Annotated in this window: 11 protein-coding genes; 6 read left to right on the top strand and 5 right to left on the bottom strand. The window is 45.1% G+C overall.

The features are described 5' to 3' along the window. The first annotated feature begins 5 nt into the window (after nucleotides 1-5). Nucleotides 6-2,144 (top strand): family 1 glycosylhydrolase, encoded by a 2,139-nt coding sequence (locus IEW69_RS10560; protein WP_188626819.1) that lies wholly within the window; start codon nucleotides 6-8, stop codon nucleotides 2,142-2,144. A 148-nt stretch (nucleotides 2,145-2,292) separates the two neighbouring features. Then, a complete protein-coding gene (locus IEW69_RS10555; protein ID WP_188626818.1) occupies nucleotides 2,293-2,574 on the top strand; it encodes a hypothetical protein in 282 nt (93 codons plus the stop codon). 37 nt (nucleotides 2,575-2,611) lie between these two features. Here the strand turns inward: IEW69_RS10555 and IEW69_RS10550 are convergent, their stop codons facing one another. Continuing rightward, entirely contained in the window at nucleotides 2,612-3,412 is an 801-nt protein-coding gene (locus IEW69_RS10550; RefSeq protein ID WP_188626817.1) for an SDR family NAD(P)-dependent oxidoreductase, read from the bottom strand. A 124-nt stretch (nucleotides 3,413-3,536) separates the two neighbouring features. Here IEW69_RS10550 and IEW69_RS10545 point away from each other — a divergent pair, with 124 nt between their 5' ends. After that, nucleotides 3,537-3,998, top strand: a complete 462-nt coding sequence (locus tag IEW69_RS10545) for a DUF4268 domain-containing protein (RefSeq protein WP_188626816.1) — start codon at nucleotides 3,537-3,539, stop codon at nucleotides 3,996-3,998. Between the two features lie 51 nt (nucleotides 3,999-4,049). Here the strand turns inward: IEW69_RS10545 and IEW69_RS10540 are convergent, their stop codons facing one another. Then, nucleotides 4,050-4,490: an Hsp20/alpha crystallin family protein gene (locus tag IEW69_RS10540; RefSeq protein WP_188626815.1), complete on the bottom strand. Its 441-nt coding sequence runs from the start codon at nucleotides 4,488-4,490 to the stop codon at nucleotides 4,050-4,052. 275 nt (nucleotides 4,491-4,765) lie between these two features. Between IEW69_RS10540 and IEW69_RS10535 the strand changes: the two genes are divergently transcribed. Both IEW69_RS10535 and IEW69_RS10530 read left to right on the top strand, forming a co-directional pair. Then, nucleotides 4,766-5,344 (top strand): NUDIX domain-containing protein, encoded by a 579-nt coding sequence (locus IEW69_RS10535; RefSeq protein WP_188626814.1) that lies wholly within the window; start codon nucleotides 4,766-4,768, stop codon nucleotides 5,342-5,344. A gap of 72 nt (nucleotides 5,345-5,416) precedes the next feature. Further along, complete coding sequence (locus IEW69_RS10530; RefSeq protein ID WP_188626813.1) at nucleotides 5,417-5,725, top strand: LysR family transcriptional regulator; 309 nt, start codon at nucleotides 5,417-5,419, stop codon at nucleotides 5,723-5,725. A 112-nt stretch (nucleotides 5,726-5,837) separates the two neighbouring features. Here the strand turns inward: IEW69_RS10530 and IEW69_RS10525 are convergent, their stop codons facing one another. Both IEW69_RS10525 and xth read right to left on the bottom strand, forming a co-directional pair. After that, nucleotides 5,838-7,400, bottom strand: coding sequence for a M20/M25/M40 family metallo-hydrolase (locus tag IEW69_RS10525; protein WP_188626812.1), 1,563 nt, complete (start codon nucleotides 7,398-7,400; stop codon nucleotides 5,838-5,840). 120 nt (nucleotides 7,401-7,520) lie between these two features. Then, complete coding sequence (xth, locus tag IEW69_RS10520; RefSeq protein ID WP_188626811.1) at nucleotides 7,521-8,303, bottom strand: exodeoxyribonuclease III; 783 nt, start codon at nucleotides 8,301-8,303, stop codon at nucleotides 7,521-7,523. A gap of 289 nt (nucleotides 8,304-8,592) precedes the next feature. On the opposite strand from xth, the gene IEW69_RS10515 reads away from it, so the two are divergent. Continuing rightward, nucleotides 8,593-11,250, top strand: a complete 2,658-nt coding sequence (locus IEW69_RS10515) for an MGH1-like glycoside hydrolase domain-containing protein (protein WP_188626810.1) — start codon at nucleotides 8,593-8,595, stop codon at nucleotides 11,248-11,250. A 15-nt stretch (nucleotides 11,251-11,265) separates the two neighbouring features. Here the strand turns inward: IEW69_RS10515 and IEW69_RS10510 are convergent, their stop codons facing one another. Then, entirely contained in the window at nucleotides 11,266-13,425 is a 2,160-nt protein-coding gene (locus IEW69_RS10510) for an FUSC family protein (protein WP_188626809.1), read from the bottom strand. Nucleotides 13,426-13,437 lie beyond the last annotated feature (12 nt).

The following is a 13,437-nucleotide window of genomic DNA, read 5'->3' as shown; positions in this document are numbered from 1 at the left end:
AAACCATGGAAATTTGGGGAGGAATAGAATGTACCATTAACCGGGTAGGGGATCAGTATTTTGATCAGCTTACCTATCAGGGTCATTACGCCCGATCCGGCGATTTGAAACTACTGGCTGATCTAGGGATAAAAAAGCTTCGCTATCCGATCCTGTGGGAAAAGCATTTGCCGCAGGCGGATGTAGCGATAAAATGGGATTTCGTCTCGGAGCAGGTGAATTTCCTGCAGCATAACAACATTGATGTTATTGCCGGTCTGGTCCATCATGGCAGCGGACCGGCTTACGTTAATATTCTTGAAGAAAGCTTTGCTGAAGGATTGGCAGCGTATGCGAGTAAGGTTGCCGAGCGGTTTCCCGAAATCATGTATTACACTCCGGTAAATGAACCGCTTACTACAGCCCGTTTTTGCGGGCTTTATGGCTTATGGTACCCCCATAAGCATGATGATCAGCACTTCTTCAGGATTTTGTATAATGAGTGCAAAGCTACAGCACTGACCATGGCGGCAGTCCGGAAGATAAATCCGAAAGCGCAACTTGTGCATACGGAGGATATCGGCATGACGCACTCGACGCCATTGCTTCAATACCAGGCTGACTTTGAGAATAAACGCCGGTGGATTGGGCTAGACCTATTGTGTGGCCGGGTAAATTCATCACATGCACTATACAATTATTTGATTGAGCATGGCATTTCAGCCGATGAACTGCAGTACTTTATTGAGAACCCTTGTGAACCGAATATTTTAGGCTTCAACCATTACATTACCTCAGAACGTTACCTGGATGAACGGCTAGAGCTTTATCCGCCACACACGCATGGTCAGAATGGCTTGCACCGATATGCGGATGTGGAAGCCGTAAGATCCGCTGATGCTGTACTTGCAGGACCGAAGGCACTGCTTAAGGAAGCCTGGGAACGATATAAATTGCCGATTGCAATTACAGAGGCGCATTTGCATTGTGGTCGCGAGGATCAGCTTCGCTGGCTTAAACACATTCACCAGGCAGCAACGGACCTTTCAGCTGAGGGCGTCGACTTCAGAGGGTTAACCGTATGGTCGCTTTTCGGGGCTTATGGCTGGGACAAGCTGTTGACAACCGAGGCGCGAAATTATGAATCTGGCGCTTTTGATGTGCGAACTGGAGCAGCGCGCCCAACGCAGATTGCCAGAATGGTGGAAGCACTTGCAAAGCATGGTAAATTTACGCACCCCGTCTTAGAACAGGAAGGTTGGTGGACACGTCCTGATCGAATCCTGTATCCCTCCAAATTTAGTGGGCAAATTGCAACAAGGGCCATTACACGTCCTATGCTCATCATCGGGGGCGACACCACACTCGGAAGATCGCTTGTTAAAGGCTGTAATGAGCGGAACATCAGTTATGTTTCACTGAATCGTCGACAGCTGAACTTTGCCGTTATGCACGACGTGGAAGCTGCAATCAACAAGTATAAACCATGGGCTATTGTTAATGCCGCAGGTTATTTTCAAGTTGAGGATGCGGAGATGGATGCTGAAAATTGTTTCCTAATGAATTCGGTAGGACCGGCAAACCTCGCTGTCTGCGCCAATAAACATGGAATTCAGTTGTTGATCTTCTCCTCCGATCAGGTATTTGACGGAAAGAAAAATAGTGAGTATACAGAGGCGGATGACGTGAATCCATTGAATCTGCTGGGTGTAAGTAAAGTCCGAGCAGAAGATGAGGTGCTAAGCGCTTGTCCTGAAGCCCTGATCATCAGAAGCAGTGAGTTCTTTTCCGATCTGTCGGACGACAGCGCAATGAGCCGCCTGGTGGCTGCACTTAGTCGAAAGGAGCAGGTTGATGTGGCTGATGACGTGTTTATATCACCTACACTGGCTAGTGACCTCATCAATGGTAGTCTTGACCTGCTTATCGATGGCGAGCACCACATCTGGCATGTTGCAAATCAGGGGACTGTAAGTTGGGCAGATCTGGCGCTTGATCTGGCGAATCGCAGCGGGTATAACGCTGCATTGCTGGTTCGAAAGCCTTATGCAGAATTTAACTTCAACGCCACAAGACCAAGCTATAGCGGCTTGACAAGCAGTCGTGGTATATTCTTACCCACACTAGACGATGCACTTGATCGCTTCATCAAGCGAGCCGGTTAGGTGTAGCACGAAATACAGAAATTGTAAACCTAAATCACCAAAATATGTTCATACCTATAATTGTTGGGATAATATTCCTGGTGGGGATATTCATCGCCTATAATGCTTATAAAAACAAGAAATAAAATTGAAATGTAAGTAGATAATTATGAGTTCATCCAATCAAACACATGATCACAACACCATCAAGAAGTGGGTTGAGGCAAGAAAAGGCGTGCCGGCAAGGGTAAAAGGCACAGAGAAAAATGGAGACGAAGGCGTACTAAGAATCCATTTTCCCTCGCATAGCGATAGTACAAATCTGGAAGAGATTGAATGGGAAGATTTCTTCACTGATTTCGACAAAGACAAGCTGGATTTCCTTTATCAGGACAAGAAAGCAGATGGTGAGACCAGTACTTTCCATAAGTTTGTGTCCAGAGCAAAATAATGAAAAAGCCTCCTTTCGGAGGCTTTTTGCTTTGAAACTATTCTTCTTTGTCCACGGGTTTCTGTTGTTTATACATGGATGCTGCCGCCATACTATCTGGTTGCAGGTTCGCCATGCCAACCTGAACTTTGTTTCTGAAACCTGATATTACCTTATCATCTCCAGACATCAGTGCATCGTAGCCGTCTTTCGCGACCGCCGCAGGATCTGATAAAGGCATTTCCTGCACCATGCGAGATGAATTCATATCTGCCTTGTTAAAGAAGTCTGTGTCGGTTGCCCCAGGTAGGAGCAGGCTAACGTGGATGTTTTTATCCTTCAACTCATACCATATACTGGAGGACCAGGTATTGACGAATGCTTTCGTCCCGTGGTATACTGCCTGAAGCGGGCCGGGCGCTTCACCTGCTATGGACCCTACATTCAGGATCTTGCCTGATCCGCGCTGAAGCATATCCTGCAAGAAACAGGAGGTTAAAGTGATGTAACTTCCAATATTTAGCTGTACAATATCCAATTCCCGATCGATATCAAGATCTTTAAACTCCCCGTAAGCACCCTGCCCGGCGTTATTCACCAGAACATCAACCTGCAGGCCACGCTGCTTTACTTCATCATAGATCTCGAAGGGACTTTCCCTAAGGGAAAGGTCTTTTGCGATGGTCTCCACTATAATTCCGTGCGCCGCACTGAAGGACCGTGCAACTTCATCAAGGGCTTCCTGATGACGAGCGACAAGAATAAGGTTGTACTTGTCTTGTGCAAATAGTCTGGCCAGTTCTATACCGATGCCGTCGGTACCACCGGTTACTAATGCATACTTTTCATTGTTTTCCATAGTTGTAGATTTAGTAGGTAAGATTGTTTGCTTATAACAATCGAGGCATGCATGGGTTTACAAGAATAAATATTGGATCAACCTGGCCAAATAGCTAGTTTTGTCCAGCTAAATCGAACTCAATTTGTATTCAAAAGAACAGGCATCCAGCATTAAACAGGCATTTTGGACTGCATTTGGGCAGTACATGACACTCCAGCCAACAGCGGAAGGTGGGAAGGTAAACTGGATCAACTATAAGACTGGTATAAAGCATCTGTATTTCCGCATGAATGCTGATCAGCGCTCCGCAAGGATTGCGATAGAAATTGCCCATCCCGATACAGGCATTCAGGCGTTGATGTTTGAGCAATTTGAGGCTTACCGGCAAATATTACATGCACAGTTAGATGAAGAATGGACCTGGTCGCTGCATACGCAGGATGATTATGGGAAAACAATCAGCACCATCAGCAAGACCATCGGGGATGTAAGTATCTTCAAGCAGGAAGACTGGCCAACACTGATCACGTTTTTCAAGCCCCGCATTATGGCACTGGATGAATTCTGGTCAGATGCCAAGTATGGCTTCGAGGTATTCAGATAAAAAAAAACGTCAGCATTTGTGCTGACGTCTTACCATGGCCATTAAGGTCCATTATTTAATTTCTATCTGGCGAACGATCTGTTTTGCCTCGTCTTTTTTAGCGACATGAATGTTCAACATACCGTTGGTATATGAAGCCTCTATTTGTGCATCATCTGCGCTATCTGGCAATGCAAATGAGCGAACAAATGAACTGTAGCAAAATTCCCGCTTGTTGTACTGCCTGTCCTGGGTGTTACTTTCCTTTTTCTGTTCGACAGAAACAGTCAACAGGTTTTTATCCAACTTGATGTTGAAGTCTTCCTTGTTTAAGCCTGGCGCAGCCATTTCAATTAGGTAATGATCTTGCGTTTCACAGATATTTACTGCTGGTACTCTTGAAATCATCCGGTCCGACAAGAAAGAATCGTTAAACATCGTTTCAAAGATGTCGTTAAAGCCTGGGCTTAAGCTTTTACTGTTGTTTCCGTTGTTGAATTTAATAAGTGACATAATAAAATCCTCCTTTTAAATTTTTTAAATCATTTTATTAAAGAACTTGTGCTTAGACATATACAAGGCTTATGCCATCGCTAAATAGGCTTGGAATCGATGAAAAAGTGTCATTTTAGGCTGAAATATTTTCTTAAAGACTGAATCAATGACATCTACGATTCCTTCTCCTAACGATTCCTAAGTTTTTCAAACCCATTCCCTTCGCACTTGTTTTCAAGCAAAATCTGCAGAGCTAAACAGAGCATTCGTTGCTGCATTAAAACAAACATACGATGAGCGAAGTCAAAATAATTAGTACCAATACATTATCAGATAAGAAGTATCCACTGAAAGAAATTAATTTCCAAAAGCCAGGGCATGGTGGCCGTCCCGTAGAACACCTTCACGAAATTTACTACCGTCCGGATGCTGTGGCTGTCTTGCTGGTTGATTATGAGGAAAGCAAATTGTTGCTTACAACGCAGTTCAGAGTCGCGTCCTACATGAATGGTAATCCATCGGGCGATCTGATTGAGGCCTGCGCTGGGCTCATTGATAAAGGGGAGACGCCTGAGGAAGCAGCGAAAAGAGAAGCTTTGGAGGAAACTGGCTTCGAGGTTCATGATATGAAGAAGGTAGGTGCCGTCTATCCATCCGCAGGTGGCGTTACCGAGTACCTGCACCTGTTTATCGGCAGGTATGATAGCAAAGGTGAACATGCAGAAGGCGGGGGACTGGAGTCAGAAGGGGAGTACATTGAATTACTGGAAATGCCTTTTGAAGAAGCACGAGAGAAGGTCTTACACGGCGGTTTTAACGACGCAAAAACACTGATTCTGCTACAGCACTTTTTCCTTCAGCACAAAGATTAAGTCGAAAGTAGCGATAACGTGCTACCTACATAGCTGAAATCTTTATATTTGCCACCGATTAAATCTATAACCTTGAATATTCATCAGTTAGAACACATTATAGCCTTAGACCGCTTCAAAAACCTAAGCAAAGCCGCTGAGTACTGTTATGTAGCGGAGGCAACGCTGAATACAACCATTAAGAAATTAGAGGTTCAGCTTGGGATTGTACTGTTTACCCGCGTTCAAAAGCATGTTTACACAACGGATGCAGGTGCTGAAATCATTGTGGAAGCAAAGAAGATTGTAGAGCAAAGCGAGGTGCTAGTCGCTACAGCAAAAAAGATTAAAAGCAATTTAACAGCACAGGCAAAGGTTCTGGCGGATCAAACCTTAGTTTAGCGCTTAAAGACTTAACAACAGCATAAAAGCTACAACAGCAAAAAAAACAATAGCATAAAAAGAAAGCGGCTGATCATCATGATTAGCCGCTTTCTTTTTAATATTAAGGTGCTTAGTTATGTAATCCACCCCGGCGTGTAGCCTTATTTTGTACTGGCCATTTTACACCCTCAGCTTTTACGGTTGAAGATTTCTCAGGATCTTCACTCGCCATATAGGCCATGATGGCTGCAAGCATTGCATTGCTTTTCACATCATCAAAAACAACCTTGTCATACGTGTCGCGATTGGTGTGCCAGGTATATGATCCATAAGACCAGCTCAGTGAGCTCAAAGAGAATCCAGGGGCTCCGGCAGCAACAAATGACGCAAAGTCGGAACCACCAGCACCAGGTTTACCCGGGAAGTCTAGCTTAATTCTGTTCTTTAAGGTGTCTGGTACTGCTGCCAACCATCTGCCCAGGTAGTCTTTTGAATTCGCAAAACCTTGTCCGGCCAAGTTAACAACACGGCCAGTACCATTATCCTGATTGAATAAAGCCTGAAGGTTCTTAACGATCTCCGGATGATCTTCCACGAAAGCACGGGAGCCATTTAAGCCCTGCTCTTCACTTCCCCAATGTCCAACAAGGATCGTACGCTTCGGATTTGGATAGTATTTCTTTAACAGACGCATTGCCTCCATCATTGTTATGGTTCCAGTACCATTATCTGTAGCACCGGTTCCACCATCCCAGGAGTCAAAATGCGCAGACAACATCACGTACTCATCTGGCTTTTCTGTGCCCTTGATTTCCGCAATGGTATTAAAAGTAGGTACTGCACCAAGCTCTTTTGACTCTGTGTGCATACTGATCGAAGGCTTCTTGCCCGATTCTGCCAGTCGGTATAACAAGCCGTAATCTTCAAGCGCGATGTCAACTGTAGGCACCTTTTTCGTGTAAGCGCTAAAGATCTTGCTTACGCCGAAGCCTGCAGACCAGTTATTCGTGATTATACCCACAGCACCAGCATTTTCCAGTGCAACAGGAAGCGTACGCGCGGTAAAGCCAGTTTTAGCAATACGGTTGCGCCAAGCAGCTGTTTGTGCCGTACGTTGTGCTTTCATCTTCTCGAAAGACTCTTTTAACGCAAATTCCTGCCAGTTATAATCCGGACGGCCTGTCGGCTGTGCCATAGAGATCATTACAAACTTTCCTTTAGCACTTGGCAACCATTTCTGGAATGCAATAGAGTCTGCAAGATCCGGTAGAATAATGACTTCCGCTACGCTGGTCTTTTTACCCATTCCAGGGCTCCAGGCAAGTTGCGTGCCTTCCAGGGATCTTACCCAAGGGCTTACCATATCAATGTGTGAGATGCCGCGTTCCCAGCCACGCCATTCACCCCATTTCTCATTTCGTGCAGCAATGCCCCAACTTTTGTATTTGGCCACCGCCCAATCGTTCGCCTGCTTCATTTGCGGAGTGCCTACGAGACGTGGTCCAATGCCGTCAAGCAACTCGTGAGCGAGTTTTTCAACCTGTGAATTGTTCGTTCCTTCCGACATGATGTTGTCGATAACGGCTTTGTTGGTTTGTGCAAACGTAGTACTGCTGCACAGCAAAAGGCCCAAGACAAAGGGCTTGGTAAGCTGCCTTAAGTCAAAGTTGATGTTCTGGTAAGTTTTTTTCATGTTTCTAATCTAATAAAATTCATTGTGCTTAATACTTCCTTTATATATCAAGTTAGCATAGAATATTCATTTACTGTGGGTTACTTGTAGACTGTCGCTAAATCATTACAATCAACTCGTTCAGGCCGGTATATCCGAAATCTCGATCCATACGGGCGCATGATCACTGGTTTTCTCCCATCCACGTACATGGTGGTCTACCTGTGCTGCTTTCAAATGGTTCTTTAGTTGGGGACTTAGCAGGAAGTGATCTATCCGAAGGCCGGCATTTCGGCCATAAGCATTTCGGAAGTAGTCGAAAAAGGTGTAGATCACTTCATCAGGATGCATCGTTCTGAGCGCGTCCGTCCAGCCCTGGCCAACTAAGTTGTGAAAGGCTTCGCGTACTTCCTGCCTGAACAGCGCATCATCAACCCAGCGTTCGGGTTTGTAAACATCGAGTTCGGTAGGCATGACGTTGAAGTCACCTGCCAGGATTACGGGCAGTTCGAAACTCAGCAGCTGTTCGGCATGTTTATGCAATCGCTCAAACCAGGCCAGTTTATACTCAAGCTTCGGACCCGGTGCAGGGTTTCCATTGGGGAGATATAGACAGCCAATGACAACATTATCAACCATCGCTTCGAGGTAGCGGCTTTGCAGATCATCAGTGTCGCCAGGCAAACCACGGCGTAGTTCCTTTATCTCCATATTCCGTGCAAGAATCGCCACGCCGTTCCAGCTTTTCTGGCCGTGCCAGATTGCATTGTAGCCGGCATCTTTAATCGCCTGCTCAGGAAATTTTTCATCCGGCGCTTTCAACTCCTGCAGGCAAACAACATCTGGCTGGCTTTCCGCCAACCATCGTAGTAGTACCGGAAGGCGACCATTTACACCATTCACATTATATGTTGCAACTTTCATCTTTTTTAAATTTAGTTGAAGTTAGAAAAAAGGACCTATTGGAACAAATACGGCAGATTTAAGCCTTGCTTTAACAACATGGAGCGCCGGTCTAGATGAATTCATTTGCTACACACGTACTTAGTGGCATGAAATTTAGGCTAAGGGGGGAGGTACAACTGGTTGATAACTAAAGAACTGCGTAATTAATGTGAAAATTTTAGGGCAGGGGCTATGCTAGACGTAAGAAACCAATATATTAGTCCCAATCAGGGCTAGGTTAGATGAACCCTATTACACACAAAAATAAATGAATCAGGAGGCAAAGCGATTAGGAATTCCAAATTGGAAGAAATGGGGTCCATATGTGTCTAATAGACAATGGGGAACGGTTAGAGAAGATTATAGTGCCAACGGCGATGTCTGGCAGTCTGTAACACATGAAATGGCCAGGAGTAAGGCCTGGCGCTGGGGAGAAGAAGGAATTGGTGGCATTTCAGATGAAAAACAATACCTATGCTTCGCACCATCATTCTGGAACGGCAAAGACCGCATCGTAAAGGAGAATCTGTTTGGCTTATCCAATAACGAAGGTAATCACGGGGAAGATGTAAAAGAGCAATACTACTACCTGGATTCATCTCCCACGCATTCCTATATGAAGATGCTGTATAAGTATCCTCAAAATGCTTTCCCTTATGAGCAACTAAGAACCGAAAACCGCTTTAGAAGCAGGAAAGAACCTGAGTATGATCTGCTTGATACAGGCATATTCAATGACAACGCATACTTTGATATCTTCATAGAGTACGCGAAATCTGCTCAGGAAGACATCCTCATCAAAATTACCGCGCATAATCGGCACCACGAAACTGCGCCCTTAACAGTGCTGCCCACGGTATGGTTTCGCAACCGCTGGTCATGGGGTTACCATGAGAAAGAAGCACAGATCAGTAAAAAAAGTGGGACAACCCTGTCGATTAAAGAGAAGCATCTCGGCCAGTATTTTCTGTATGCAGATCGGCCTGCAACCTGGTTGTTTACCGAAAACGAGAGCAATCCACATAAACTTTACCATGGGGCAGACAATGGCGGGTATTATAAAGATGGTATAAATGACTACGTTGTTGATCAACAACTTGACGCCATTAATCCTGGCCAAACAGGCACTAAAGCAGCAGCCTTGTATGAACTTGAAATTGAAGGCGGTCAATCTGCTACCGTTCAGCTTCGCTTGAGTAAAGATCTACTTGAACTGCCTTTTATCGACTTCGACGAAATTTTCGAGGAACGTTTAGCAGACACAAATGCCTTCTATAATGATTTACAGGCAGATCTTGAGGATGAAGACGAACGTAACATTCAACGTCAGGCGCTTGCGGGATTGCTCTGGAACAAACAATTTTATGATTATAACGTAAGAAAGTGGCTTAAGGGGGATCCGACGAGTCCGGAACCGCCGTATGAGCATTCCAATTCCCGAAATGTGAATTGGAAACACCTGAACAGCGCAGACGTCATCTCCATGCCCGACAAATGGGAGTTTCCATGGTTTGCCGCATGGGACCTGGCTTTCCATTGTGTAAGTTTCGCATTGGTGGATGCTGAGTTTGCGAAGAGCCAGCTGTTGCTGCTGACCAAGGAATGGTATATGCACCCGAATGGGCAGCTTCCCGCATACGAATTCAATTTCGATGATACCAATCCACCTGTACATGCCTGGGCAGCATGGGAGGTCTATAAAATTGATATGCGGAATAAAGACGGAAAAGGCGATCTTCCATTTCTGGAGTCTATATTCCAGAAATTGGTGATCAACTTTACCTGGTGGGTAAACCGTAAAGATCATGCAGGCACAAACGTCTTTGGCGGTGGTTTCCTGGGGCTGGACAACATCGGTATATTCGACCGGAGTATGAAGCTACCTTCAGGCATGACCATCGAGCAAGCGGATGGAACCAGCTGGATGGCGATGTACGCGCTAAACATGATGCACATTTCCCTTGAGCTGGCGCTAAACAACCGGGTTTATGAAGACATGGCCACTAAGTTTTTCGAGCATTTCCTTTATATCGCCGGTGCCATCATGAACATCATGGGACCAGATGATACGGGTCTTTGGGACGAAGAAGACGAGTTCTTTTATGACGAGTTGCAGATGGATAATGGCACCGCCATTAAGCTTAAACTGGTGAGTATGGTTGGACTGGTACCTTTGTTTGCTGTAGAAGTGATCAAGGAAGAAACCCTGAAGCGCCTGCCACTTTTTGCGGAACGCATGCAGTGGTTCTTAGAACATCGGCCTGACCTTGCATCTTTGGTATCCAGGTGGACGGAGCCCGGCTCTGAGAATAAGCACCTGCTAAGCTTACTTCGTGGACACCGGATGAAGCGCATTTTGCATCGTATGCTGAATGAAACAGAATTCTTAAGTGACTATGGCATACGTAGTTTGTCTAAGCAGTATGAAGATACACCTTACGTGTATAATGGTCATGGTGAAGAGTTTGTGGTTAAATATCTCCCCGGAGAAAGCGACAGCAGTATGTTCGGTGGGAACAGCAACTGGCGCGGCCCGATCTGGATGCCAATGAACTACCTGCTTGTGCAGAGCTTAAAAACATTCAATGATTATTTTAGTGAAGACTTTACGGTTGAATATCCGACAGGATCGGGTAATATGTTGCCTCTTGATGAAATTGCGGACGCCATTAGTGAAAGGCTGATCAATTTGTTTAAGCTAGACAAGAATGGCCGCAGGGCGTGTTTCGGAGACGATGAGTTACTGCAATCGGATCCCAATTTCAAAGATCATTTGTTGTTCAACGAGTACTTCCATGGAGACAGCGGTCGTGGTCTTGGTGCAGCCCATCAGACCGGATGGACGGCATTGGTTGCCAATCTGATCTACGAAAAGAGCAATGCAGGAAAAGAGAAGATACTTACCGCAGAAGAGATGGTCGGATAGAACTGGCAGCGGTCACTACACCTTCAGCTTCTCAGCAAGCTTGTAGATGTCGTAAGCGACCTTCTGGATGGTAATGAATTGTTGAAATACAGATTCTTCATTCTGACTAAGGATCAGCTGATCATCTTTTTTAATTTTTATTAGCGGCACAGGGTTCTGCTCAGCCTTAGGGTTGTTCAGGTTATCCTGTGCCTGCGTTAAAAGATATGACGTGTTCTTCGACAAAGGTTTGATCAGGTTTATTCTTGTAAGTTCGAAGTCGTGCTCTTTGTAATATAATGCCAGTGTGGCAATATAAGAGGAGAGCAGGTGATTCAGTGCCGTAAATTGATGCAGCTCTTTTATAAGGAATTGTTTGCTTTTCGGCTCTGAAAACATCCGTTGGAATAAAGAAGAAAGGTTGGCTGTTGCAACGTAAACCTGCTTTCTGGCGACTTTATAATTCGTGAAGTCATTTACATTCTCAAAGAATAGTAAGCTAACTTGATTGAAATATGCACAATTCGCCTCCAGCATGCTCAACATGTCTGCCTTAAGCTTTTCATGCTCCCAAATAGGAAAGAGGAAGTAACTCGCAAGAAATGCAATTCCTGAACCGATGAGCGTGTCGTAGATACGTTCTGTCGCTACAGAAATGCCCCCCATACCTAGAAACTGGAATAAGATGATCACATAAGGCGTCATAAACACAACACTTACGACATAGTTCTTACGCTGAAAACTGTAAGAACCAATCATGCAGAATAGCAATATGAAGAACAATACATTCTTGTCTTCTACAAAGGCCAGGGCGACAATACCGATGCCAGCGCCAACTATGGTACCGATAATCCGCTGATAATTTCGCTCTTTAGTAAGTGAAAAGCCTGGCTTCGAAATCACCAATATGGTTAGCAGTATCCAGTAGCTATGTGAAAAGTCCAAGGTCCTGGAGATTAGGTATCCAACCAGCATGACGATGGAAACGCGTAGTGCATGGCGGAACGTAGAAGATTTGAAGGTAAGGTTTTCTAATATTAACGTCTGGTCAATGCTTTGGCGGGTTACAAAACGCTCAGTGTCTATTTTGCCTTCTTTTATTTTCTTCTTTTCGCCCTTGTCGAAGTAGCGGTTCACCGTTACAACACGGTTCAGGATGTTCTCTATGTTGACTTCAATGTTTTTCAGTGCAATAATGCCAAGGGTATTGAACTTGCCCGTGGTATTGGCGCTCTCCAGTTCCCCAATTTCCTGCTTCAGTGCTTTTACATCCTCCATAAGCTGCAAGGGCTTTTCGGGTGTACTTCCAGCTTTCAATGCAAATGCCTGTTCATCCAGCTCGTCCGCAATTTTCAGGATTACCGCCTCATATTTGGCAAGAATACCAGTGGAATCGAATTGATCATGAAGCTCTTTGTAGTTGTAATAGGTAGACATGACCTGCTCAAAAAGATCCACCATATCTACGAAAACAAGCATGAGAAAACGACCTTCAGGTGTAGAGTCCCGCACAATCTCTCTTGTCTTAAAAAGCACATCCCGCACGGCATCCTGCTTCTCGTGAACCTGTATTTGTAAGGTCAGTAACTCCGCATAATTATCGTCAAAGTTCGTATTCTGCTTATAGAATTTAGCTTTTGCCCTGAGGAAGGAGCTGATTTCCATGATGCAGTCACTTAAGGTCTGCTGCACAATACGGTACGGTCGAAGCCGGTAAAAAACAAAGCTCAAAGCGGAATACCATAGGCTGCCGGCAAGCACCAGGCCGGAATGAATAGCAACTTCATTCCATGGCCGCACGTCATCTATACTCAGTACAAAGATTAGTAGACAGGCGGTTCCAACGGCGCCGGCACGCATCCCGTAAACGGAGATCATCGTGAAAATGAAGCAGAAGAGGGTCAGGATTATACCGGTGAGATAATAATTCCTGTTAATGAGTCCGATGATTAGACTAATGACTGTGATCAATGCTGTGGTGATCAGCATGGCGTTTCTTCGGTGTACAATTGGTCCCGGCGTATCGACAACGCTAACACACAGCGCGCCCAGGGAAAGTGTCATGCCATACTTTAGAAGCCCGAATTGTGCCAGGATCAGCGATGGTAACAACACCCCAATTGTTATTCGAAGGCCATCTGCGAAATATGTACTTAATAAAAAATCCTGTGTGCTTCTTATTGGTTTATTAAGCATATAGCGGTATTA

This window comes from Pedobacter quisquiliarum (assembly GCF_014642175.1).
GTDB classification, from domain to species: Bacteria; Bacteroidota; Bacteroidia; order Sphingobacteriales; family Sphingobacteriaceae; genus Pedobacter; species Pedobacter quisquiliarum.
Note: the sequence above shows the minus strand (reverse complement) of the source record. Positions and strands in the feature narration are given on the sequence as shown.

Coding starts and splice junctions, on each gene's coding strand:
- IEW69_RS10560 (WP_188626819.1), top strand. CDS start 6: ATGGAAATTTGGGGAGGAATAGAATGTACCATTAACCGGGTAGGGGAT.
- IEW69_RS10555 (WP_188626818.1), top strand. CDS start 2,293: ATGAGTTCATCCAATCAAACACATGATCACAACACCATCAAGAAGTGG.
- IEW69_RS10550 (WP_188626817.1), bottom strand. CDS start 3,412: ATGGAAAACAATGAAAAGTATGCATTAGTAACCGGTGGTACCGACGGC.
- IEW69_RS10540 (WP_188626815.1), bottom strand. CDS start 4,490: ATGTCACTTATTAAATTCAACAACGGAAACAACAGTAAAAGCTTAAGC.
- IEW69_RS10535 (WP_188626814.1), top strand. CDS start 4,766: ATGAGCGAAGTCAAAATAATTAGTACCAATACATTATCAGATAAGAAG.
- IEW69_RS10525 (WP_188626812.1), bottom strand. CDS start 7,400: ATGAAAAAAACTTACCAGAACATCAACTTTGACTTAAGGCAGCTTACC.
- xth (WP_188626811.1), bottom strand. CDS start 8,303: ATGAAAGTTGCAACATATAATGTGAATGGTGTAAATGGTCGCCTTCCG.
- IEW69_RS10515 (WP_188626810.1), top strand. CDS start 8,593: ATGAATCAGGAGGCAAAGCGATTAGGAATTCCAAATTGGAAGAAATGG.
- IEW69_RS10510 (WP_188626809.1), bottom strand. CDS start 13,425: ATGCTTAATAAACCAATAAGAAGCACACAGGATTTTTTATTAAGTACA.